This window comes from Mesorhizobium sp. P2_C4 (assembly GCF_056404575.1).
This window is the reverse complement of the sequence record NZ_JBFUDT010000002.1, coordinates 1,025,121-1,046,966: the sequence shown is the minus strand read 5'-3', so window position 1 is coordinate 1,046,966 and position 21,846 is coordinate 1,025,121. Positions and strand designations below refer to the sequence as shown.

At 63.4% G+C, this 21,846-nt stretch carries 21 protein-coding genes; 12 read left to right on the top strand and 9 right to left on the bottom strand.

All coding sequences use genetic code 11. The features are described from left to right. Nucleotides 1-51: 51 nt before the first annotated feature. From AC1DX6_RS11380 to amaB, 6 genes are all read left to right on the top strand, one after another. On the top strand, nt 52-987 hold the full coding sequence (locus AC1DX6_RS11380; RefSeq protein ID WP_477313194.1) for a glycosyltransferase family 2 protein: 936 nt from the start codon (nt 52-54) through the stop codon (nt 985-987). Then, on the top strand, nt 980-1,858 hold the full coding sequence (locus AC1DX6_RS11375; protein WP_477313192.1) for a glycosyltransferase family 2 protein: 879 nt from the start codon (nt 980-982) through the stop codon (nt 1,856-1,858). Before AC1DX6_RS11380 ends, AC1DX6_RS11375 begins: the two co-directional genes overlap by 8 nt. Then, nucleotides 1,855-2,598, top strand: coding sequence for a hypothetical protein (locus AC1DX6_RS11370; RefSeq protein ID WP_477313190.1), 744 nt, complete (start codon nt 1,855-1,857; stop codon nt 2,596-2,598). The genes AC1DX6_RS11375 and AC1DX6_RS11370 overlap by 4 nt, the downstream gene beginning before the upstream one ends. Nucleotides 2,599-2,744: 146 nt before the next feature. Next, nucleotides 2,745-3,119 (top strand): YciI family protein, encoded by a 375-nt coding sequence (locus tag AC1DX6_RS11365; protein ID WP_477313188.1) that lies wholly within the window; start codon nt 2,745-2,747, stop codon nt 3,117-3,119. Further along, nucleotides 3,116-4,390, top strand: a complete 1,275-nt coding sequence (locus AC1DX6_RS11360) for an RNA polymerase sigma factor (protein ID WP_477313186.1) — start codon at nt 3,116-3,118, stop codon at nt 4,388-4,390. Before AC1DX6_RS11365 ends, AC1DX6_RS11360 begins: the two co-directional genes overlap by 4 nt. A gap of 183 nt (nt 4,391-4,573) precedes the next feature. Beyond that, nucleotides 4,574-6,088: an L-piperidine-6-carboxylate dehydrogenase gene (gene amaB, locus AC1DX6_RS11355; protein WP_477313184.1), complete on the top strand. Its 1,515-nt coding sequence runs from the start codon at nt 4,574-4,576 to the stop codon at nt 6,086-6,088. A gap of 57 nt (nt 6,089-6,145) precedes the next feature. Here the strand turns inward: amaB and AC1DX6_RS11350 are convergent, their stop codons facing one another. From AC1DX6_RS11350 to AC1DX6_RS11325, 6 genes are all read right to left on the bottom strand, one after another. Next, nucleotides 6,146-7,234, bottom strand: coding sequence for an ABC transporter ATP-binding protein (locus AC1DX6_RS11350; protein WP_477313182.1), 1,089 nt, complete (start codon nt 7,232-7,234; stop codon nt 6,146-6,148). Further along, nucleotides 7,221-8,159, bottom strand: coding sequence for a PfkB family carbohydrate kinase (locus AC1DX6_RS11345; RefSeq protein WP_477313180.1), 939 nt, complete (start codon nt 8,157-8,159; stop codon nt 7,221-7,223). The genes AC1DX6_RS11350 and AC1DX6_RS11345 overlap by 14 nt, the downstream gene beginning before the upstream one ends. Next, entirely contained in the window at nt 8,159-9,181 is a 1,023-nt protein-coding gene (locus AC1DX6_RS11340; RefSeq protein ID WP_477313178.1) for an SIS domain-containing protein, read from the bottom strand. Before AC1DX6_RS11340 ends, AC1DX6_RS11345 begins: the two co-directional genes overlap by 1 nt. Next, nucleotides 9,178-10,023, bottom strand: a complete 846-nt coding sequence (locus AC1DX6_RS11335; protein ID WP_477313176.1) for a carbohydrate ABC transporter permease — start codon at nt 10,021-10,023, stop codon at nt 9,178-9,180. The genes AC1DX6_RS11340 and AC1DX6_RS11335 overlap by 4 nt, the downstream gene beginning before the upstream one ends. Next, nucleotides 10,023-10,907: a carbohydrate ABC transporter permease gene (locus AC1DX6_RS11330; RefSeq protein WP_477313174.1), complete on the bottom strand. Its 885-nt coding sequence runs from the start codon at nt 10,905-10,907 to the stop codon at nt 10,023-10,025. The genes AC1DX6_RS11335 and AC1DX6_RS11330 overlap by 1 nt, the downstream gene beginning before the upstream one ends. 83 nt (nt 10,908-10,990) lie before the next feature. Next, complete coding sequence (locus AC1DX6_RS11325; protein ID WP_477313172.1) at nt 10,991-12,229, bottom strand: extracellular solute-binding protein; 1,239 nt, start codon at nt 12,227-12,229, stop codon at nt 10,991-10,993. Nucleotides 12,230-12,448: 219 nt separating this feature from the next. On the opposite strand from AC1DX6_RS11325, the gene AC1DX6_RS11320 reads away from it, so the two are divergent. After that, complete coding sequence (locus AC1DX6_RS11320) at nt 12,449-13,663, top strand: ROK family protein (protein ID WP_477313170.1); 1,215 nt, start codon at nt 12,449-12,451, stop codon at nt 13,661-13,663. Nucleotides 13,664-13,673: 10 nt separating this feature from the next. On the opposite strand, the gene AC1DX6_RS11315 is transcribed toward AC1DX6_RS11320, so the two are convergent. From AC1DX6_RS11315 to AC1DX6_RS11305, 3 genes are all read right to left on the bottom strand, one after another. Then, nucleotides 13,674-14,537: a hypothetical protein gene (locus AC1DX6_RS11315; protein ID WP_477313168.1), complete on the bottom strand. Its 864-nt coding sequence runs from the start codon at nt 14,535-14,537 to the stop codon at nt 13,674-13,676. Between the two features lie 136 nt (nt 14,538-14,673). Beyond that, nucleotides 14,674-15,525, bottom strand: coding sequence for a hypothetical protein (locus AC1DX6_RS11310; protein ID WP_477313166.1), 852 nt, complete (start codon nt 15,523-15,525; stop codon nt 14,674-14,676). A 203-nt stretch (nt 15,526-15,728) separates the two neighbouring features. Further along, complete coding sequence (locus AC1DX6_RS11305) at nt 15,729-16,442, bottom strand: GntR family transcriptional regulator (protein ID WP_477313164.1); 714 nt, start codon at nt 16,440-16,442, stop codon at nt 15,729-15,731. A gap of 261 nt (nt 16,443-16,703) precedes the next feature. Between AC1DX6_RS11305 and AC1DX6_RS11300 the strand changes: the two genes are divergently transcribed. The 5 genes from AC1DX6_RS11300 to AC1DX6_RS11280 all read left to right on the top strand — a co-directional run bounded on the left by AC1DX6_RS11300 (nt 16,704) and on the right by AC1DX6_RS11280 (nt 21,843). Further along, nucleotides 16,704-17,792 (top strand): ABC transporter ATP-binding protein, encoded by a 1,089-nt coding sequence (locus AC1DX6_RS11300; protein ID WP_477313162.1) that lies wholly within the window; start codon nt 16,704-16,706, stop codon nt 17,790-17,792. A gap of 35 nt (nt 17,793-17,827) precedes the next feature. Beyond that, entirely contained in the window at nt 17,828-19,120 is a 1,293-nt protein-coding gene (locus AC1DX6_RS11295) for an ABC transporter substrate-binding protein (RefSeq protein WP_477245709.1), read from the top strand. Nucleotides 19,121-19,356: 236 nt separating this feature from the next. After that, a complete protein-coding gene (locus AC1DX6_RS11290; protein ID WP_477313160.1) occupies nt 19,357-20,268 on the top strand; it encodes an ABC transporter permease in 912 nt (303 codons plus the stop codon). A gap of 1 nt (nt 20,269) precedes the next feature. Further along, on the top strand, nt 20,270-21,088 hold the full coding sequence (locus AC1DX6_RS11285) for an ABC transporter permease (RefSeq protein ID WP_477245705.1): 819 nt from the start codon (nt 20,270-20,272) through the stop codon (nt 21,086-21,088). Between the two features lie 8 nt (nt 21,089-21,096). Then, nucleotides 21,097-21,843: an aspartate/glutamate racemase family protein gene (locus AC1DX6_RS11280; RefSeq protein WP_477313703.1), complete on the top strand. Its 747-nt coding sequence runs from the start codon at nt 21,097-21,099 to the stop codon at nt 21,841-21,843. Nucleotides 21,844-21,846: the final 3 nt, after the last annotated feature.

The window sequence follows — 21,846 nt, the reverse complement described above, 5'->3', positions numbered from 1 at the left end:
ATTTAAGGGGAACCGCCCGCACATGTGAAATGCGCCGGCGTGGAGCTATCTTTGAAAGCAGTCAGCGTCGTCATTCCGGCCCACAATGCGGCGGCAACCATCGCCGGTACGCTGGCCTCACTTCGTTCCGAGGCTGACCTTATCGACGAGGTGCTGCTGGTCGACGATTTGTCGTCGGACGGCACGGCAGCCATAGCGCTAGACGCAGCTTCGCAAATGTCATTGCCGTTGCGTGTGCTCAAGGGCAGCTGCGGTGACGCCGGCGGCGCCCGCAATCTGGCGCTGGCGCAGGCGCGATGTTCCTGGATTTATATGATCGATGCCGACGACCTGCATCTGGAAGGCGGGCTGCGGTCCCTGATTTTGTGCGCTAATTCCCAGCCACCGGCCGATATGGTGGTCGGAGCCTATCGCCGACGAACCGATGGCGAGGACAGGCATGTCAAGGTTCCCAGCGGCTATACGGCCAGCGGCGCCGCCAATGCTTCTGCCTATCTGAAAGGTCATACCCGCTCGATTGCCGTGGGCAGCGTGCTGGTGTCGCGCAGCGTGATCGGAGACACCAGGTTCCCGACCGGGCTCGCCTATGACGAAGACACATTGTTCTGGGCACGGCTGATGAGCAGGGCCTCGCTTGCCGTCATTTCACGACCTGTGATGATTTACGTCGTGTCGGCGGAGCGCTCCGACGACCGTTTCACGATCAAGCCGGCGCAACGTTTCCTCGACTGGCACCTCGCACTCCGCAAACTCACCGACTGCGGCATTCCGAAGTCGACTCTGAAGGTCAGGGAAGGCCTGGTCGCGCTCAAGATCGCCCGCGTCCACTATGCGCGTGGCGACCTGGAGACCGCGGCGCGGTTCCTGACCGTAGCCAGGGCGGCGCCGAAAGGTGCCTCGGATTGCTGGCGCTGCATGCGCTACCAATTCAAGCTTGCGGTGCGCCGCCGCTTTTTCCCTCCGCAAGCTCAGTTGCAACGTGCCTGATACGGGCCCGCCGAAGCTTGCCGTCATTGTCATTGGCTACCGCGCGCCGGGTCGAATCGTCGAGGCGGTAGTGTCTTTGCTTGATCAGAAGATGCCGCTTGAAATCGTCGTGGTTAACTCAGGGGGAGGGCAAGTGTCGACGCTGCTGTCTGGCGCCGGGGTCAAGGCGCCGGTGATCGAGGTCAGTCGAAGGCTGTTTGTCGGTGCAGCCCGAAATGTTGGCATCGCGGCGACGCGAGCGCCTTTCGTTGCCTTTCTTGCAGACGATTGTCTCGCCAGTCCCGGCTGGGCCGCGGCACGGATGCAGCGGCATCTGGCCGGCGACCGCGCCGTGGCGAGCGCCATGGTGAACAGCCATCCGCGCAATCTGATTGCCTGTGCGGCACATCTGGTCATGTTCATGCGGCGGCTTCCCGGTCTGCCGGCGGATCGTGCGCTGCGTTACGGCGTATCGTTCGATCGCCGGCTGTTCGATGAATATGGCTTGTTCGATGAAACGATGCCCGTTGCCGAAGACACAGAATTTTTGGGGCGGCTGCCGCAGGAACTGCAGCCGGTTTGGGAGCCGGGGGTGCAAACGGTTCATCGCAACGAAACCCGGCTGTTCGGCTTGCTCGCCGATCAGTACAGGCGCGGCTATCGCCGCGGCGATTACCTTGCGGCGCCCAGCCGCAACACCCCGTTTCGTTTTTTCCGCGACACCTTTCGCGACCGGCGCAATGTTCGCGAATTGGCAAAGATCGGCCTCTCCGGATCGGATCTGACCTTTGCGATGCGGTCGATGCCAATTGTCTGGTTTGCCCTGCTCGTGATGTCCGTGGGCGTCTATGCCGGCGCGCGAAATCGCGTGAAAGCGGCGCCAAGAAAATGATAACCAGCCAAATCAAACCTCGACGCTGGCGACGGAGCCGCCTGTTCTGGACGCGGCAGAGAACGATCGCAGTTTTCAGCTATCGCTATGACGCGCATCTGGTTGCCGACCTGATCGCCAATATCGATCCGGTCGTCGATGGCTGGATTGCCTATGACGATCGTGGGGCGATCGGCGTGTTCAGCAGCGAGCCGCAGCGGCGGCGGATATTGCTCGAAGCAGCGAAAAACGCCGCCGCCGACTGGATCCTGGCTATTGATCCCGATGAGCGGATGGAACACGGTGCTGCGGAGCGGATTGGACAATTGACGGGTGATTACAGGCGCATGGCCTGGGGGTTCCGGTTCTGCGAATTGTATTCGCCGACCGAGTACCGGGTTGATGGCCTGTGGGGCGAGAAGGTCCAGCACCGTCTGTTCAGAGCTTACGATCCGGCGAACTACCGGCCAGAGGATCTGCATGGGCTCTGGTATCCTCCTGATCTCGGTTTCAAGGCCCGCAAAAGCGGGCTCAACCTCTATCATCTGAAAATGATCGAGCCGAAACGGCGGATCGCCCGCCGCAATCTCTACGACCACCTCGATCCGAAGGGCCTCCTGCAGGATGTGGGCTATGACTACCTAGCCGACGAGGCAGGGGCCGTGTTCGAACAGATTCCGCCCGGGCGCGACTATAGCCCGCTTCACGTCGATGATGGCGGCCTCTGGATGGCCGACGTGTCGGTGGATACGAAAGCCTAGCCTGGAACTTGTTTCAGTCAGGAGGCTCTTTTTTGAGATGGCTCAAGGCGGGGCTGGTTTGACGCTAGGTCAGCCGCATTTTTTTATCGACGCCATGTCGGGATCGGTCCTACTGTTTCGTCCTTTGACAGAGAAAAGGACGTCCCATGCTCTATGCTATCCTCTGCTACGCCTCCGAAGATGTCGTCTGCTCCTGGAGCAAGGCGCAGGACGATGAGGTCATGGCCAATCTTCTCGACGTCCAGGAAAAATATGCCAAAGCCGGCCGGCTTGGCCCGGTGGCGCGGCTGCTGCCGACCACGGCGGCGACAACGCTGAGAAGGGTCAAGGGCGAGTCCGTCGTCATCGACGGCCCGTTTGCCGAGACCAAGGAACAGTTCCTCGGCTTCTACACGCTCGAATGCGCCGATCTCGACGAGGCCGTCGAGTTCGCGCGCGAGCTTTCCGAGGTCAACCCCAGCGGCGGCTCCTACGAGATCCGGCCGGTTTCCATTTTCAATCCCGCCAGGGTTCCCGCATGACCGAACTCGCCTGGATCAGCACGGCGATCAGCACTGCCCGTCCGCAGGCGATGGGCGCGCTGCTGCGCTACTTCCGCGATCTCGATGCGGCGGAAGAAGCTTTCCAGGACGCTTGCCTGAGAGCGCTGAACAATTGGCCGAAAAATGGCCCGCCGCGCGATCCGGCAGCTTGGCTGATCTTTGTCGGCCGCAACAGCGGCATCGATGCGGTACGCAAGCGCGCCAAACAGGCGCCGCTGCCGGAGGAGGACCAGATTTCCGACCTCGAGGATGCCGAGAGCGATATCGCCGAGCGGCTGGACGGGGCGCATTACCGCGACGACATCTTGCGGCTGTTGTTCATCTGTTGCCATCCCGACCTGCCGGCGACGCAACAGATTGCGGTCGCATTGCGCATCGTCTCCGGCCTCACCGTCAAGCAGATCGCGCGCGCCTTTCTCGTCGGCGAGAGCGCCATGGAGCAGCGCATCACCCGCGCCAAGGCGCGCATTGCCGACGCCGGCGTGCCGTTCGAGACACCGGGCGCGGTCGAGCGATCGGAGCGGCTCGCGGCTGTCGCGGCCATGGTCTATCTGATCTTCAACGAAGGCTATTCGACCAACAGCGGCGAAGCGCCGGCGCGCGCGCCGCTGTGCGAAGAGGCGATCCGGCTGGCCCGCCTGCTGCTGCGGCTGTTCCAGACCGAGCCGGAGATCATGGGGCTGACGGCGCTGTTGCTGCTCCAGCATGCGCGAGCGCCGGCCCGTTTCGATGAAAACGGCGAGATCGTGCTGCTCGAGGATCAGGATCGCAGCCTGTGGACCCGAAAGATGATCGATGAGGGTCTGGCGCTGGTCGACAAGGCATTGCGCCACCAGAAGCCCGGTCCCTACCAGGTGCAGGCGGCGGTGGCCGCGCTGCATGCGCGGGCGGAACGGGCCGAGGATACCGACTGGGTTGAAATCGACCTGCTCTACAGCCTGCTCGAACAGATGCAGCCGTCGCCGGTGATCACCCTCAATCGCGCTGTCGCTGTTGCCAAGGTGCGCGGCCCGGAAGCGGCGCTTGCCATGATCGAGCCGCTGGAATCCAGGCTTTCGGGCTATTTCCACTTCTTCGGCCTCAAGGGCGGCCTCTTGATGCAGCTTGGCCGCGGCGACGAGGCGCGCGTCGCCTTCGATCGTGCCATCGCGCTGGCCAACACGGCTGCGGAAGCCGCCCATATCCGCATGCATATCGACCGCCTGATGAAGGACGGTACCGCGTCGAGCGCCGCCAAGGCCGCGCTCTGATCCTTTTCGTCCGGCTGGTTCAATGGTCTGGGCCTGGCTTGGACCATGCCGGGGTGGCGATTTTTCCCTGAAACAGGTAATGGCACGCCATGACAGCGCCTCCTGTGCCCGATGGCACCGAGAAGGCATGACGCAAGGCTTGAGCCGCCAGCCAATAAGCGGCGGACTCTGAAAGGGACAAAAATGACGATAGCGAAGGAAACGACTGAGCTTCTGGCGAAACTGGGTGTCGCCGAGGGCGCGCTTGTCGGCGGCGATCTCATCGTGCGCAGCCCGGTGACGGGCGAGCAGATCGCGGCACTGAAGACGATCTCACCGGCCGATGCGGCAAAGACCATCGAAGCCGCCCACAAAGCGTTCCAGAGCTGGCGGCTGGTGCCGGGGCCGAAGCGCGGCGAACTGGTGCGGCTGCTCGGCGAGGAACTGCGTGCGCACAAGGCCGAGCTTGGCCGGCTGGTGTCGATCGAGGTCGGCAAGATCCCGTCCGAGGGCCTTGGCGAAGTGCAGGAAATGATCGACATCTGCGATTTCGCCGTCGGCCTTTCCCGGCAATTGTACGGTCTGACCATCGCCACCGAGCGCCCGGGCCATCGCATGATGGAGACCTGGCATCCGCTCGGCGTCGTCGGCGTTATCTCCGCCTTCAATTTCCCGGTGGCGGTGTGGTCGTGGAACACCGCACTGGCGCTGGTCTGCGGCGACGCCGTGGTGTGGAAGCCGTCGGAAAAGACGCCGCTGACAGCGCTTGCCTGCGAAGCGATTTTTGCGCGCGCCGTCAAGCGTTTCGGAGCGGACGCGCCGGAAGGGCTGGCGCCGGTGCTGATCGGTGATCGCGCCGTCGGCGAGATCCTGGTCGACCATCCGAAGGTGGCACTGGTCTCCGCTACGGGTTCGACCCGCATGGGCCGCGATGTCGGCCCGCGGCTGGCCAAGCGCTTTGCCCGCGCCGTGCTGGAGCTCGGCGGCAACAATGCCGGCATCGTCTGCCCGTCGGCCGATCTCGACATGGCCTTGCGCGCCATCGCCTTCGGCGCCATGGGCACTGCGGGACAGCGCTGCACGACGCTGCGGCGCCTGTTCGTGCATGACAGCGTCTATGATGCTTTGCTGCCGCGCCTGAAGAAGGCCTATGAGAGTGTTTCGGTCGGCAACCCGCTGGAGACCTCGTCGCTGGTCGGTCCGCTGATCGACAAGGCTGCCTTCGACGCCATGCAGAAGGCGCTGAAGGAAGCTACCGCGCATGGCGGCAAGCTGACCGGCGGTTCGCGGGTCGAGAACGGCCATCCCGATGCCTATTATGTGCATCCGGCGCTGGTTGAAATGCCGAAGCAGGTGGCTCCTGTCACCGAAGAAACCTTCGCGCCGATCCTCTATGTGATGAAGTATTCCGACTTCGACGCTGTGCTCGACGAACACAATGCGGTGGGCGCCGGCCTGTCGTCGTCGATCTTCACCCGCGACCTGCAGGAATCCGAGCGCTTTCTCGGCGTCGACGGTTCGGACTGCGGCATCGCCAACGTCAATATCGGCACGTCGGGCGCCGAGATCGGTGGCGCCTTTGGCGGCGAGAAGGAAACTGGCGGCGGCCGCGAATCCGGCTCTGACGCCTGGAAGGCCTATATGCGGCGCGCCACCAACACGGTGAACTATTCCAAGGCGCTGCCGCTGGCGCAGGGCGTGTCCTTCGACATCGACTGAGGAATTCCGCCGAAACTGCGAACGGGCAATGCCGTGAGGCGTTGCCCGTTTCCATTTCTACAGTGCCGTGGCGAAAGCCTTGCCCGTCGTGGGGTCGAAGAGGCGCAAGGTCTCTTCGTCGAAGGCGAATGCGCATGTTTCGCCCTTGCCGACGCGGGCGCGTGGCGGCAGGCAGGCCGTCAGCCTTTGTGTGCCGATCCGGGCGGTGGTGACCAGTTCCGGGCCGGTGAGCTCGACGACGTCGATTTCGACCGGCAATGGCAGTTCCGTTGCCGCGCCGGTGGCGAGGCGAAGCGCCTCGGGCCTGATCCCGACAATGACCTGTGCGCCATCCTTTGCCGCGTTTCTGAAACGGGCGGGCAAGGGCAATCGCACAGTTGAACCGGCAATGGCCAGCGTTCCACTCTCGACCGTGGCCTGCAGCATGTTCATCGACGGCGCGCCGACGAAACCGGCGACATAGAGCGTCGCCGGGTGGTTGTAAATGTCCTCTGGCGTGCCGAGCTGTTCGATCCTGCCGTCGCGCATGACAGCAATGCGCGTCGCCAGCGTCATCGCCTCGATCTGGTCGTGGGTAACATAGACGACGGTGGTCTGCAGCAGCTGGTGCAGGCGCTTGAGCTCGGTGCGCATTTCCAGCCGCAGTTTCGCATCGAGATTGGAAAGCGGTTCGTCGAACAGAAAGACCTGCGGCTTGCGCACCAGCGCCCTGCCGATGGCGACGCGCTGGCGCTGGCCGCCGGACAGCTGGCTCGGCTTGCGGTCGAGCAAGGCTTCGATCTGCAGCAGTTTTGCGGCTTCGCGCACCGTCTTGTCGCGCTCGGCGGCTGGCACTTTGCGCATCTCCAGACCGAAGCCGATGTTGCGATGAACGGTCAGGTTCGGATAGAGCGCGTAGGACTGGAAGACCATGGCGATGTCGCGGTTCTTGGGGTGGACGCCAAGCACCGAGCGGCTGCCGATCAGCACGTCGCCGCTGGTCGCCTCGGCCAGTCCGGCGATGATGTTGAGCAGCGTCGACTTTCCACAGCCCGAGGAGCCGAGCAGCACCAGGAACTCGCCGCTTTCCAGCGCGATGTCGATGCCTTTCAGCGTTTCGACGGCGCCGTAGCTTTTGCGGATGTTGCGGATTTCAAGCGCGCTCATGGACGACGTCCTCGAATTGCAAGGGCCCGCCATAGTTGCGGGGCAGAGTGGAAATCGCCCGGGACGCCACGTGCGTGGCGGCCGACAGGCAGGAACTCAGCGGCTGGTCCTGCGCCAGTGCGGCGAGAAAGGCAGCGTTGAAGACATCGCCGGCGCCGATCGTGTCGACGACGTTCACATTAGGTGCGGCCGCTTCGACCAGAGCGCCGTCCGGGCCGATGGCGAGCGCGCCGTCCGGTCCGCGCTTGACGACGACGGTGGCGCCTTTCTTCATGCTGAACCTGATCTCACGCGCCGCGTCGACCGGGCTTTCCAGCCCTGCCAGGGTCAGCGTCTCGACCTCGTTGAAAAGTGCGAGATCGCAGCGTGACAACCACCCGCGCGCCGCAGCACAGTTCGCCGCCGTCCAGCCAGCCATCGGCCAGCCGGTGTCGAGCGCCACCGCAATGTCGTGCCTGTCCGCCCAGTCGAAAAACGCGTCGTAGTCGCCGGTGAGATCATCGGTAAGGAAGGAGCCGCACAGCAGCGCATAGCCGCCGGAGAGCTGCTTGCCGTCGAGGACGGCGAAGACATCGGCAAGACTGAAGCGCGGCAGGTGGCCGCGCGTGGTGAAGAAGGTGCGCTCACCGTCGGGGTGGGTCATGCCGACGGACAGCGTCGTGCCTTCCGGGCGCACCGGCCATTTCTGCGCCCGGCTGCCGAAGGCCTCGCGCAGCCAGCGGCCGAACTGGTCGTCGCCGACATTGGCGGCAATCTCGAAGTCGACACCCAGCGCTTCCCAGGCGAGGCCGCTGTTTCCCGCCTGTCCGCCGACGCGCAACTCGTCATGGTCGACGACGGTTTCCGTTCCCGCCGCCGGCCATGGCGCGACCGGGCCGACAATCAGGTCGACATTGACGTTGCCGATCACTGCCAGCGGCCGCATCATTCGCTCCGGGTGATCTTGGTGGAACGAACCGGCGTACCGGCATTGTCGACGCGAGCATCGGCAAAGGCGATCATCAGCCGCTGCGCTACCGGCAGCATGGCAAAGATCGCCGCCAGGCCGGAAGCCGGCTTGAACGACAGCGTGACGGCGCCGGTGACTGGGACTTGCCCGGACGAATCGAAGATGACGAGCGGTGCGCCGGCTTCGACCACGGAAACCGCCATGGCGGTGACCAGCTCCGCCGTCGGGTCGCTGCCGCGAAACAGGATGACGCCGGTCAGCGGGCCGAGCATTTCCATCGGACCATGGCGGAGCTGGCCGCCTTCGAGGGAAAAGCACGGCAATCGCGACAGTTCGGTGAGGCCGAGCGCCAAAGCTTCGGCGAGACCTTGCAGCCGGCGACCGGAGGTGACGACGGTGGTCACCGTGCCCAGCGCGGCAAGTGCGTCATGGATGTCGACTGTTTCTGGAGCGTCGAGCGCGGCGAGTGCTGCGACGGGGTCATCGCCGAGCGCGGCCAGAATGGCCACATGCAAGGCAAAGGTCACAGTCAGGCTGCGGGTCGCGGCGAAGGCCAGCTCGCTGCCGCCTGCGCCAACCAGGCAGGGCACCGTTCGGGCGAGGAACGAGGCGCTCTCCAGCGTCAGGCCGAACGTGTCGGAAACAGCGCCGGCTTCGGCGAACCAGCGCACGACTTCGGCGCTTTCGCCCGACTGAGAGGTGACGAGCACGGTCCTGCCTGCGAGCGGCAGCGGCTGGCCAAGCTGCTCGGACAGCGGCAAGGCGATGGCGTCGATGCCATGCGCGCGATAGAGCGGCTCGACGGCGCGCCCGACCGCATGCGAGCCGCCCATGCCGAGCAGAAGCAGCCGGCCGCTCCGTCGTATCGAGGCAGCGATCTTTGTCGCCATCACCGCGTTGTCCTGGAACGACGCGATCGCATCGCTGTGCTGGCGCGCCATTTCGCGATCGATCGCAGCGAGCCCGAACGGACGGTCTTTTGGTACAGTCATGGTCATCCTTTGACACCGCCGCTGGTCAGGCCGGAAATCAGCGCACGTTGCATGACGAGGCCGATCAGCACTGGCGGCAGGGCGGCCAGCACGCCGGCTGTGGCAATCAGGCCGTAGTCGGAGACACGGCCGCCGGCGAGATCGGCGATGGCGACGGTCAGCGTCTTCGCGCGCTGGTCGGAGGTGAAGAGCAGCGCGTAGAAGAACTCATCCCAGGCAAGCAGCACGGCAAACAGCGCAGACGTGGCCATGACAGGGGCTGCCAGCGGCAGCGTGATGATGCGCAGCGTCTGGAACAGTCCGGCGCCATCGATCATCGCCGCCGCCTCGATTTCACGCGGGATCGAGTCGAAGCCCGCCTTCATCAGCCAGGTGGTGAACGGCGCCAGGATGGTCAGGTAGACCAGCGCCAGGCCGAAGACATTGTTGAGCAGGCCGAGATGCGAGAGACCCATATAGAGCGGCACAGCAAGCGCCACCGGCGGCAGCATGTAGGTGGCGATGACCATCGACAGCGACCAGCCGATCGACGGTGTGCGCGAGACGGCCCAGCCGGCGGGAATGGCCAGAAGCAGAGCTGCAATGGTCGCCATGCCGGCGATCTCCAGGCTGTTGCGCAGCGATGCGGTGAAGGCGGCGCCGGCGCTGTTTTCGCCGGTCGACAGCAATTGCTGGTAGCGCGAGAAGTCGGCGCTTTGCGGCCACCAGCGCAGCGGCTTGGCGGCAAGGTCGGCGGCCGGCGAGATGCTCATGATGAACAGCCAGGCGATTGGGGCGAGAATCACCACGGCAAGCAGCAGCGCGCATGCGTAGATGAAGACGGTGAAAGCGGGGCTCTTGCGTTCCATCAGTTGGCGCTTCCGGCGGTCTTCCGCACCAGGGCTGCGTAGGCAACGGCCAGCACGGTGACGAGCAAGGTGACAATCAGCGCCAGCGAGGCACCGGAACCGGCGCGCTGGAAGGAAAAGGCCTCCTGATAGACGAGGATCGACAGTGTGCGCGTGCTGTTGGCCGGGCCGCCGCGGGTCATCACCCAGATGATGTCGAAAACCTTGAAGGCCTCGATGGTGCGCAGCACCAGCGCCACCACCAGCGGTCCGGCGAGATAGGGCAGAATGACGAAGCGGAAACGGGCGAAAGGTCCGGCGCCGTCGACAAGGGAGGCAGCGGTGATGTCGCGCGGCACCGCCTGCAGGGCGGCCAGCGCAATCAGCGCCACCAGCGGAAAGTTCTTCCAGCAGTCGGCGATGATCAGCGCCGCCAGCGCCGTGCCCGGCTCGCCGAGCCAGGAGCGATAGGCATCGATGAGATGCAGCTGCGTCAGCGCCGCGTTCAGTGCTCCGTATTCCGGATTGTAGATCAGCCGCCACAGCGTGGCGTTGACCACGGTCGGCAGCGCCCAGGGCAGGATCATCAGCGCCCGCAGAAAGGCGCGACCGCGAAACTCCTGGTTCAGCAGCAGTGCGGCCAGCACGCCGATCACCATTTCGATGGCGACCGACACGACCGCAAACCAGGTCGTGGTGACCAGCGTGCGCGAGAAATTCGAGCTGGACAGCATCTTGGTGTAGTTGTCGATGCCGACGAACGAGCCCTCTGTGCCGACCAGTTTGGCGTCGGTGAAGGACAGGCCAACAGTGTCGACAAGCGGCCAGCCGATGACGGCGACCATGACCACGAGCAGCGGCAGCATCAGCAGCCACGCACGGGTCGTCATCCAGGTGCCCGACATCGGAGCAGCCTCTCTTCATTCATCGCGATTTGACAGATAGCACGGGCGGTCTTTCGCCGCCCGCGCTCAACGAACAGCTGGGCTCAAAGACCGCTGTTTTCAGCAGCCGTCTTCAGCGCGTCTTCCGGCGAGGCTGACCCGAGCAGCGATTCCTGGATCGCCTGCTGCAAAGCGGTCGACATCTCCTGGTATTTCGGCGTGGTCGGGCGCGGATACATGGCGGCAAGCCCGACTTTCGCGGTGGCGATCAGTTCCTCCTGGCCCTTGGTCACCGCCGGGTCGTCATAGGACGAGGCCCAGATCGGCAGCGAGAGCTTGGCGTACTGGTTCTGTGTCGCCTGCGAGGTCATGAACTCGATGTACTTCCAGGCTTCGTCCGGGTGCTTGGAGACTGCGGTGACGCCAAGGCCCATCGAACCATTGACGGCCGAAACCTCACTCTTGCCGGCAATGCCTGGCGCCGGCACGACGCCGATCTTGCCAGCGACCTTGCTGTCCTTCGGGTCGTTGGCCATGTTGTACATGTAGGTCCAGTTGAGCGCGAAGGCGGCATCGCCGTTCTCGAACACCTTGCGGACGTCCTCTTCGAGGAATTCCTTGGAGTTCGGATTGGTGACGCCGGACTTGTAGCTGGCGACCATGTATTTCAGCGCGTCGAGCCCGCCGCCGTTCTGGAAGTCCGGCTTGCCGTCCTTGAGGAATTCGCCGCCATAGGCGCTGACCAGCATGGCGTAGTCACAGATCACGGCTTCGGCCTGCGACCAGCTCCAGGCAATCGGCGTGGTGAGAAGCCCCTTGTCCTTTATGATCTTGGCCTGCTCGCTCAACTCGTCCCAGGTCTTGGGCGGGGTCTTGATGCCGGCCTTCTCGAGGATTTCCTTGTTGTAGAACAGGTATTTGGTGTCGAGAATCCAGGGCATGCCATAATATTTGCCGTCATACTGGACGGTGGTCCAGGCGCCGGGCAGCACGCCTTTCTTCATGTCTTCGGTAATCTTGGACGACTCGTCGACCAGCACCTTGTTGGTGGCATATTCGGCCGGCCAGATGACGTCGAAAAGCACGACGTCGTAGCCGCCGCCCGACCCTTGCGCCAGCACGGTCTTGTCGTGGAGGCCTTCATAGGGGACGAATTCGAGATTGACCTTGATGTCTGGATTGGCCTTGGTGAAGGCGTCCGTCATGGCGCGGACATCGGCTTCGCTGTAGGCGGCCTGCGCCATGAAAAGCGCATTCAGCGATGTTTCGGCGAAAGCGTGGGGAACCAGCAATCCTCCAGCGAAGACTGCGCCCAAAAGTGTCTTACCGATCGATTTCAACATTTTCATCTCCCATTTCCAGCGTTGACGAGTTGGTGGTGCCGGCGTTGCACCGCCTTCTCAAACTGATGTCGCGTGACCTTTTGTTTGCCGGAGCGATCGGTGGCGATAGGCGTTCAGCCTTGGCCATCTTTTTCTGGAGCGCCCGGTTTCACCATTAAGTCAATTCGCTTGACTTAATTAGTCGATCAATAGTTTATTGGAGTCAAGAGGGAAACGCCGGTGAACGATATCAGCCCGATCCGTGCCAAAAGCGGCACCAACCAGGAAGGCACCAGCGCACACAACCGCCGCGTCATGATCGAGGCGCTGCGGCTGAACGGCGCGCTTTCGCGCGCCGACCTGGCACGGGCGACGCAGCTGACCAAACAGGCGGTGTCGAACATCATCGAGGATCTCGAACGCGACGGCCTGGTCATTGCCCTCGACACGGTGCGCAAGGGCAGGGGCCAGCCTTCGACCCCCTACAGGCTGGTTCCGGAAGGCGCCTTCGCCATCGGGCTGCAGATTGACCGGCATGTGACGCGGGCGGTTGCCGTCGATCTGGTCGGCAGCGTGCTGGCGCGTGCCGAAGCGAACCTGCCGGTCGATGAGCCCTCACAAGGCGTCAAGATCATCCTCGGCCTGATCGATGGTGTCAGACGCCAGCTGGCCGGTATTTCCAGCCAGTCCGAAAGCCGGCTCGTCGGCCTAGGCGTCGCCATGCCCGGCCCGTTCGGGGTGAAGAATTCCGACGACAAATGGATGATGCCGGCTTGGCAAAAATTTCCGCTGCTGGAAACCCTTGCCGCAGGCACCGGCTTGAATGTCGGGCTGCAGAACGACGCCGCCGCCTGTGCAACGGCGGAGCGTATCGTCGGCGCCGCGCATGGTGTTGACCATGCGGTTTGCCTTTATGTCGGCTATGGCATCGGTGCCGGACTTATCCTGAATGGCGAGCTCTATAGCGGCGGCAACGGCAATGCCGGTGAGATCGGCATGGCCCTGTTGTCGCCGGCCGGTCCCGGCTCGACGCCGCTCGAGCATCGCGCCTCGCTCGCCTCGCTTTACCAGCACCTCGACATGAACCTCGCCGATGAAGGCCTCTATGAGCGGATGAACGCACTCGCCACAGCCGATGATCCCAAGATCATGGCCTGGATCGAAGGTGCCGCGCATGATCTGCGCTGGAGCGTGCATCTCATCGAAACGATCTTCGACCCGCAGATCGTCATCCTGACCAGCGGTGCGCCGGAAGCGCTGGCCCGCCGCCTGCTGGAGGCGATGCATCCACTGCTGCCGTCGATCGCCGACCGGCCCGGGCGTCTGTTGCCACGCCTGCAACTCGGCATCACCGATCCCTGGTCGATCGCGCTCGGTGCCGCGGCCGAACCGATCAGCCGCGCCTTCGACCCGCGGTTTTCGGCGATCCTGAAGACACGCTCCGGCGGTTCCTGAAAAACGACCTTCAGGTGCCCTTCGACGGCGGAAAACACGCTGCGAAGGCCGCGTCCATAATGGCGAGTTTGACGGCCTGGGCGCTCATGTACTCCTGATAGAAACTGTTCGAGATCCACATGACGGATTTGCCGCGCTGGCCGAGCCAGCCGAGGCTGCCGAGCCCTTCGGCATCGCGCAATTTGCGGGCGAGATGGGTGCGCGAGAGCTTGAGCCAGTTGGCGAAATCGCCGATCGACACCACGCCGGTCGGAATCCGGTCCAACCCGGCATGGTCGGGATCGACGCCGGAGATCAGCCAGTCCATGACGACGCCGCCATTGTTGAGCCAGGTGAACAGCGAGAAGGTCTGTTTTGGCTCACGCACCGGACTCGACGACACCAGGCCGTCGGCCACCAGCGGCTGCACCCTTGCAAGCGCGTCGGGTCGTTGGAGGAAATTCGCAAGCCGGCTGGCGCCATCCAGACTGTCCAGCGTCTGCAGATGGGCAAGAAGCCAGCCGGTCACCGCTTCCAGCGAGGCCGCCGCGGGCTGCAGAGGGCGGATGCGCCCGTCCTCGCTGTTTTCCAGATACTCGATGAAATCATAGTGCAGCATCTCACGGATGAAGGCATCGGCCGTGTTACGGCTGGCGACGGCGTGCTGGCCGACAACGTCCAGAAAGCGCGACGTCGTCAATTGCTTGCGATAGTCGCTGGGGTCGCGCCTGAAATGCATGGCAAGGCCGAGATGCGCCATCAGCCACCGTTGCTGCGTGGCAAACACCGAAGAGCGGCGCGGGTCGGCTCTGAAGGCTTTGACCATCGCCAGCGCCTGTGCCTGGACACAGCGGTGCAATGCCGGGTGCCCGGCAATGTCTTCCAAGGTCAGCATATCCTCCCCCGTGCGCCGCTACAGCCTCTCGGCTGCGAAGAAGAAAATCACATTTTCAGTCTTCGCGGCTTGTGTCCAGACGCCCCAATCAGGACCACACAACGGATCGATTACGGCGGTGTTAAGCAGGTGGTAGCTACGCCTCAGCTGTTGGAAAACACGCCTGGAAAGCAGCCTCGACAATGGCGAGTTTGGCGGCCTGGACCGTCATGTACTCCTGGTAGAACTGGTTCGACACCCACATGACCGAATGGCCGGGCTGGCCCAGCCAGCCAATACTGCCGAGCGCCTCGGCATCGCGCAATTTGCGCGCCAGATGGGTTCGCGACAGCTTGAGCCAGTCGGCAAACTCCGCGATCGAAACGACGCTGGTCGGGATACGATCGAGGCCGGCATGATCGGGATCGATGCCGGACATCAGCCTGTCCATGACGATGCCGCCATTGTTGAGCCAGATGAACAGCGAAAAGGTCTGTTTGGGTTCGCGCACCGGGCTGGAGGAAAGTAGGCCGTCCGCCACCAGCGGCTGCAATTTGGCAATCATTTCGGGTCGTTCGAGGAACATGGCCAACCGGCTGCCGCCATCGAGACTGTCCAGCGTGCGCAGATGGGTGGTGACCCAGCCGGCAAATGCCTTGAGCGTGCCCGCCGTCACCTCGAACGGGTGGGCACGACCGTCCCCGGTCGTCGGCAGATACTCAATGATGTGGTAGTGCAACATCTCCTTGATGAAAGCGTCGGCGGTGTTGCGGCTGGCCACCGAATTCCGGCGGATGGCCTCCATGAAGCGCGTCACCGTCACCTCCGTGTGATGGTCGCGCGGGTCTCGCCTGAAATGCAAGGCAAGGCCGACATGGGCCATCAGCCAACGCTGCTGCGTGGCGAACACCGAAGCAAGGCGCGGCGTCGCTTCATAAATCTGGAGCAGGGCTAGCGACTGCGCCCGGACACCACGGTGCAATGCCGGATGGCCGGCAATATCTTCCAAATTCAGCGCCGTCCTCCTCGCTCCGACCCAGCCCCCGGCCCGCGAAGACAAGGATTACATTTTCAGCCTTCACCCTTCGTGTCCAGCGTCGCGATCCGACCGATAGTCCTAACTCGATCGCGCCCGGCGGCTGCGGCGTTTTGCCAACTGCTTGCAAGCGAAGAGCCCACCCCGTCGCTCGACACCGGCGAGTGACCCAAGCGTCAGATTTCGAGCGCTTCCCGCAGGGCTGGACCACCCCTGACGCGAAGATCGAGGTCGGCTTCGATGTGGTCGATGTGGTGCAGCATCAGCGCGCTGGCGCGTTCGGCATTGCCGTTTTCAAGGGCGTCGAGGATCTGCATGTGCTCATTGTGGCCGCAGCTCGAAATGCCGGAGCGGCCATAGAGAGCGATCACCAGCGAGGAGCGCGCCACCAGTTCTTCCATGAAGCGCTGCAGGATGACGTTTCCCGCCACCGAGGCCAGCAGCAGGTGAAAATCGCCTGACGCCTTAATTTCGGAGCGTCTGGCGGTCGGTCCGCGTTCGGCAATGAAACGACCCTCTTCCTCAAGCTGCGCCTTGAACGCATCGACATGCTCCGGGGTGATGCGCCCGGCGGCTGCAATGGCGATACCGGGTTCGATGAGCCGGCGTGAGGCAAAGACCTGACGCGCCTCTTCCGGCGACGGATTGGCGACGAAGGCGCCACGATTGCGCTCGGTGCGCACCAGTCCTTCGAAGGACAGCATCTGCAGTGCGGCTCGCGCCACGGTGCGGCTGACATCGAACAGAGTGCCGACCTCGCCTTCGGACAATTTGGTTCCGGGCGCCAGCCGGCGGTCGACGATCGCGTCGCGCAGCTGGTCGCGGATCGCCTGGGCGCGATCCTCATTGGCGTTGTCGATAGCGGGGAAAGTCTGGTCGGCAATGTTCATGGCGGCGCACCCTCACGCCTTTCTATCCTGAATCGGGGCGCGCGGACGAGAGCCAAAGTGAACACGATCCAAGAAAAGATTGCATACGATTTTTGCGCAGATCGAAAACAATCGCCCATAATTTGTGCACTGCACAAGGATGCTGTTTCGATGGGCAGTCGGCTTCGGTGCTGATTTCCCCAAGGATTCAAATGCTTGAGGGAGGTGACCGGCGACTGGCACGCATGATGCTTTGGTTCATCCGACCAAAGGGGAAGCCGGATGTCCAAAGCCGCCGAAATCGACATCGTGTCCGTTTCGAAAGTCTATGGCGCAACCACCGCCGTCGAAGACATCAGCCTGAAGATCCCGGCCGGCACCTATTGCTGCCTGCTTGGCCCCTCCGGCTGCGGCAAGACCTCGACGCTGCGCATGATCGCCGGGCACGAGAGCATTTCCAGCGGCGATGTGCGGCTCGGCAATGTGGTGGTCACCGACCTGCCGCCGGCCAAGCGTGGCACCGCCATGATGTTCCAATCCTACGCACTGTTTCCGCATCTCGACCTGATCGACAATGTCGCGTTCAGCCTCAAGATGAAGGGCGTCGGCAAAGAGGAGCGTCGCGCCAAGGCGCTCGACATGCTGAAGCTGATGCAGATGGAAGCCTATGCAACACGCCGCCCGGCGCAGCTTTCAGGCGGCCAGCAGCAGCGCGTGGCGCTGGCCCGTGCGCTGATCACCGACCCGGAGGCGCTGCTGCTCGACGAGCCGCTGTCGGCGCTCGATCCGTTCCTGAAAATCCGCATGCGGGCCGAGTTGAAGAAACTGCAGGCGTCGCTCGGCATTACCTTCGTCCATGTCACCCACAGCCAGGAAGAGGCGATGGCGCTGGCCGATCTGATCGTGGTGATGAATGACGGCCGCATCGAGCAGGCGGCACCGCCGCGCGACGTCTTCGAGCGACCGGCCACCGCCTTCGTCGCCCGTTTCATGGGCGATCACAACGTCATCTCCGGCCGCGTCAGCGGCGAGCGCGACGGCATGGTCGTCTTCGATGTGCCGGGCGGCGTTTCGCTGGCGGCCAGCGGGCAGGGCAGGCAGGCCGGTGAGCCGATCGATATCGCCATTCGCACCGATCATGTGCGGATCGGGGAGCCGCCGGCCAGCGGACTCGGCTTTACCGGCATCGTCTCCAACATCGAGTACCGCGGCTCGACCGTGAAGCTGTCGGTCAACGGCGCCGGCATCGAGGATTTCACCGTCATCGTCGACGACACCAGCTTCTTTGCCAAGCCGGTGGCCGTCGGCGATGCGGTGCCAATCGCCTGGGACTCCGAGGACGCGATCGTCCTCGGCCGTCTCGATTCCTGAAACCAGCATAACCAACCAGAAAAGGGGAACAGAAAATGACCAACACCACCGACACCAAGAAGACAGGAATTTCGCGGCGCTCGCTGCTCAAGACAGGGGCCGCCGCCGTCGGTTTTGCCGCCGGCTCCGGCGCCATCACAGGCTTCCCGACCATCTGGGCGCAGTCGAACATCACGCTGCGCCAGTTCGGCACCGGCGTGTCGAACCTCAACGCCATCGCCGACAAGTGCAAGGCCGATCTCGGCATCACGCTGGAAATGACCGCGACCGATTCCGACGCCGCCGCCCAGCGCGCGGTGACGCAGCCGGACAGCTACGACATTGCCGACATCGAATACTGGATCTGCAAGAAAGTGTTCCCGAGCGGTGTGCTGCAGCCGATGGATGTCAGCAAGCTGAAATATTATGACGAGCTGGTGCCGCTGTTCAAAACCGGCAAGCTGACGCCGGACAGCGTCATTGCTCAGGGCACCGCACCGCACACGGTCGGCTATGTCGAGGCGCAGGACTCGAAGACCTTCGCCAAGGCGCCGACCAACTGGTTCACCATGGTGCCGACGATCTACAACGCCGATACGCTCGGCATCCGTCCCGACCTCGTCGGCCGCGACATCACCACCTGGGCCGACATCATGGACCCGGCGTTCAAGGGCAAGACCGCGATCCTCAACATCCCGTCGATCGGCATCATGGACGCGGCGATGATCATGGAAGCCACCGGCAACATCAAATATGCCGACAAGGGCAACATGACCAAGGAGGAGATCGACAAGACGATCGACTTCCTGATCAAGGCCAAGCAGGCCGGCCAGTTCCGTGCCTTCTGGAAATCCTTCGACGAGAGCGTCAATCTGATGGCATCCGGCGAAGTGGTGATCCAGTCAATGTGGTCGCCGGCGGTGGCCGCCGTCCGCTCCAAGGGCATCGCCTGCCGCTTCCAGCCGCTCAAGGAAGGTTACCGCTCTTGGGGCGGCGGCCTGGGCCTCGCCGCCCACCTCAAGGGCGCCGAGCTCGACGCCGCCTATGAATACATCAACTGGTACACGTCCGGCTGGGTCGGCGGCTACCTCAACCGCCAAGGCTACTATTCCGCCAACATGGTCTCGGCCAAGAAGTTCATGTCTGAGGACGAATGGGGCTACTGGATCGAGGGCAAGCCGGCCAAGGGCGAGATCAAGGCGCCGGACGGTACCGTCATGGAAAAGGCCGGCGCCGTGCGCGACGGCGGCTCCTTCGAAGAGCGCATGGGCAAGGTTGCCTGCTGGAACTCGGTGATGGACGAGGACCGCTACATGGTGAAGCGCTGGAACGAGTTCATCGCGGCGTAAGCGGGCGCGTTCACTGTGATGTTGCGATCCTTCGCGCCCCCCTTTGTCCTGCCGGACATCTCCCCCACGAGGGGGGAGATTGGCAGCGTCATGGCCGGCTCTCCCTTAGTGGCGTTGGAGATTGGCGAAGGCCGTTGTGAGAGTTCAATCTCCCCCCTCGTGGGGGAGATGTCCGGTAGGACAGAGGGGGGCGCGAAGGATTGCGAGCCATCGCGATCACGCGGAGGATTTTCCAGATGACCGTGGCCCTCGAATCCCCTGCAATCGCCGCTGCCAAGCCCGCCAGACGCCGTCGGGTCTCCTTCAGTGCCACCACGCCCTATCTTCAATCAGCGCCGCTGGCGCTGATCCTCGGCGCGTTCCTGCTGTTGCCCATCATCATGATCGTCGTCGTCTCCTTCTGGGACTACGACTTCGCGGCGATGTATCCGGATCTCCTGACCACCAACTATTCCGATGTGCTCGGCTCCTGGGTCACCTGGAAGACCTACCTCAACACGCTGAAATTCGCTGGTATCGTCTGGGCGCTGACGCTCGTCATCGGCTTCTGGGTGGCCTATTTCCTTGCCTTCCACATCCGCACCACGGCCATGCAGATGGTGCTGTTCCTGGTCTGCACGGTGCCGTTCCTGACCTCCAACATCATTCGCATGATCTCCTGGATCCCGGTGCTCGGCCGCAACGGGCTGATCAACTCGACGCTGGTGCAACTGGGCCTGGTGCCGAAGCCGATCGAATGGCTGCTCTATTCCGAATTCGCCGTCGTTTTGGCCATGGTGCATCTCTACACGCTGTTCATGGTGACGCCGATCTTCAACACGCTGATGCGCATCGACAAGTCGTTGATCGAGGCCGCACGTGATGCCGGCGCCTCCGGCTGGCAGGTGCTGTGGAATGTCGTCATCCCGCTGGCCAAGCCAGGCATGGCGATCGGCACCATCTTCGTCGTCACGCTTGTCATGGCCGACTTCTCGACCGTGCAGGTGATGTCGGGCGGGCAAAGCGCGTCGGTGGCGCTGATGATGAAGAACCAGATGTCGCTGCTGCAATATCCAGCCGCCGCCGCGAATGCCGTCGTGCTGCTGGTACTGGTGCTGTTGATGGTCGCCGGCATCCTGCGCATCGTCGACATCCGCAAGGAACTCTGACGTGAGCCACGAGAAGCGCACCCTTGAATTCTATGTGCTGGCGGCGTTCTTCGCCCTCTTCGTGCTGTTTCTCTACGGCCCGCTATCGGCGATCCTGATCCTGTCCTTCCAGGGTGAGAATGGCGGCCTGACATTTCCGCTCAACGGCGTGTCGCTGCACTGGTTCGCCAATCTGTTCGAGCGCCAGGCGGTTGGTGATTTCGGCGGCAGCTTCAAGCGCTCACTGATGCTGGGCGTCATGGTGATGATCGTCACCGTTGTCGTGTCGCTGCTCGCCGGCCTAGCCTTCCGCCAGAAATTTCGCGGCGCCACCGCGCTGTTCTACCTCGCCGTCGCCAGCCTCGTCGTGCCGTCGATCATCATCTCGCTCGGCATCGGCGTCGTCTTCCAGCAGATCGGCTTTCGCCCCGCCTGGTACACATCGGCCTTCGGTGCGCATCTGACATGGACCTTGCCGTTCGGCGTGCTGATCATGTTCGCCGTCTTCAACCGGTTCTCGCCGGCCTATGAGGAAGCCGCGCGCGATCTTGGCGCCACGTCCTGGCAAACCTTCGTGCATGTCGTACTGCCAATGATCGCGCCCAGCCTGATCGGCGTCGGCCTGTTCGGCTTCACGCTGTCCTATGACGAGTTCGCGCGCACGCTGATGACATCAGGCACCTTCAACACGCTGCCGCTGGAAATCTACGGCATGACCACGAATGTCACGACGCCGGTGCTCTATGCGCTGGGCACGGTGACCACGGTGTTCTCCTTCCTGGTGATCCTGGCGACGCTTGGTGCCATCCTCTATGTCGGCCGCCGCCGGGCAAGGGCTTGAGAACCGCAGTGCAGATCCTCGTCGTCAATCCGAACACCACCACCAGCATGACCGAAACCGTTGCGGCGGCGGCCCGGTCGGCGGCCGGCGCCGCGACGGAGATCGTCGCCGTCACCTCGTCGATGGGACCGGTGTCGATCGAAGGTTACTATGACGAGGCGCTGGCCGTGCCCGGCCTGCTGGTCGAGATCGCCGCCGGCGAACGCGCGGGCGCGCAGGCTGCGATCATTGCCTGTTTCGATGACACGGGCCTCGACGCGGCGCGCGCCATGGCCAACATTCCGGTGATCGGCATTTGCGAGGCGGCGCTCAGCATCGCCTCGTTTATCGCCCAGCGGTTCACCGTGGTGACGACGACCACACGGTCATGGGTTCCCGTCGAGGCGCTGGTGCAGCGCTACGGCATGGCGGGCAGGGCGCGCGTTCGGGCCGCAGATATTGCCGTGCTCGCGCTTGAAGACCCGGCATCCGGCGCGGTCGAAAAACTGCGCGGCGAGATCGCGCGCGCCATCGATGAGGATCGCGCTGAAGCCATAGTGCTTGGCTGCGCCGGGATGGCCGACCTCGCCGCCGCGCTGAGCCTAGAGTTCGGCGTTCCGGTCATCGACGGCGTCGGCGCCGCGGTCAAACAGGCCGAGGCGCTGATTGCACTCGGCCTGTCGACATCCAAGGGCGGCGCCTATGCAAACCCGCTGGCAAAGCCTTATCGTGGCGCCTTGAAATCCTTCGCACCGGGATCTGTTGCCGCCGAGTGATTG

What these genes read in the sequence shown, in the direction of transcription:
- AC1DX6_RS11370 (WP_477313190.1), top strand. Translation starts at nt 1,855, where the DNA reads ATGATAACCAGCCAAATCAAACCTCGACGCTGGCGACGGAGCCGCCTG.
- AC1DX6_RS11365 (WP_477313188.1), top strand. Translation starts at nt 2,745, where the DNA reads ATGCTCTATGCTATCCTCTGCTACGCCTCCGAAGATGTCGTCTGCTCC.
- AC1DX6_RS11360 (WP_477313186.1), top strand. Translation starts at nt 3,116, where the DNA reads ATGACCGAACTCGCCTGGATCAGCACGGCGATCAGCACTGCCCGTCCG.
- amaB (WP_477313184.1), top strand. Translation starts at nt 4,574, where the DNA reads ATGACGATAGCGAAGGAAACGACTGAGCTTCTGGCGAAACTGGGTGTC.
- AC1DX6_RS11350 (WP_477313182.1), bottom strand. Translation starts at nt 7,234, where the DNA reads ATGAGCGCGCTTGAAATCCGCAACATCCGCAAAAGCTACGGCGCCGTC.
- AC1DX6_RS11345 (WP_477313180.1), bottom strand. Translation starts at nt 8,159, where the DNA reads ATGCGGCCGCTGGCAGTGATCGGCAACGTCAATGTCGACCTGATTGTC.
- AC1DX6_RS11340 (WP_477313178.1), bottom strand. Translation starts at nt 9,181, where the DNA reads ATGACCATGACTGTACCAAAAGACCGTCCGTTCGGGCTCGCTGCGATC.
- AC1DX6_RS11335 (WP_477313176.1), bottom strand. Translation starts at nt 10,023, where the DNA reads ATGGAACGCAAGAGCCCCGCTTTCACCGTCTTCATCTACGCATGCGCG.
- AC1DX6_RS11330 (WP_477313174.1), bottom strand. Translation starts at nt 10,907, where the DNA reads ATGTCGGGCACCTGGATGACGACCCGTGCGTGGCTGCTGATGCTGCCG.
- AC1DX6_RS11325 (WP_477313172.1), bottom strand. Translation starts at nt 12,229, where the DNA reads ATGTTGAAATCGATCGGTAAGACACTTTTGGGCGCAGTCTTCGCTGGA.
- AC1DX6_RS11315 (WP_477313168.1), bottom strand. Translation starts at nt 14,537, where the DNA reads ATGCTGACCTTGGAAGACATTGCCGGGCACCCGGCATTGCACCGCTGT.
- AC1DX6_RS11305 (WP_477313164.1), bottom strand. Translation starts at nt 16,442, where the DNA reads ATGAACATTGCCGACCAGACTTTCCCCGCTATCGACAACGCCAATGAG.
- AC1DX6_RS11300 (WP_477313162.1), top strand. Translation starts at nt 16,704, where the DNA reads ATGTCCAAAGCCGCCGAAATCGACATCGTGTCCGTTTCGAAAGTCTAT.
- AC1DX6_RS11295 (WP_477245709.1), top strand. Translation starts at nt 17,828, where the DNA reads ATGACCAACACCACCGACACCAAGAAGACAGGAATTTCGCGGCGCTCG.
- AC1DX6_RS11290 (WP_477313160.1), top strand. Translation starts at nt 19,357, where the DNA reads ATGACCGTGGCCCTCGAATCCCCTGCAATCGCCGCTGCCAAGCCCGCC.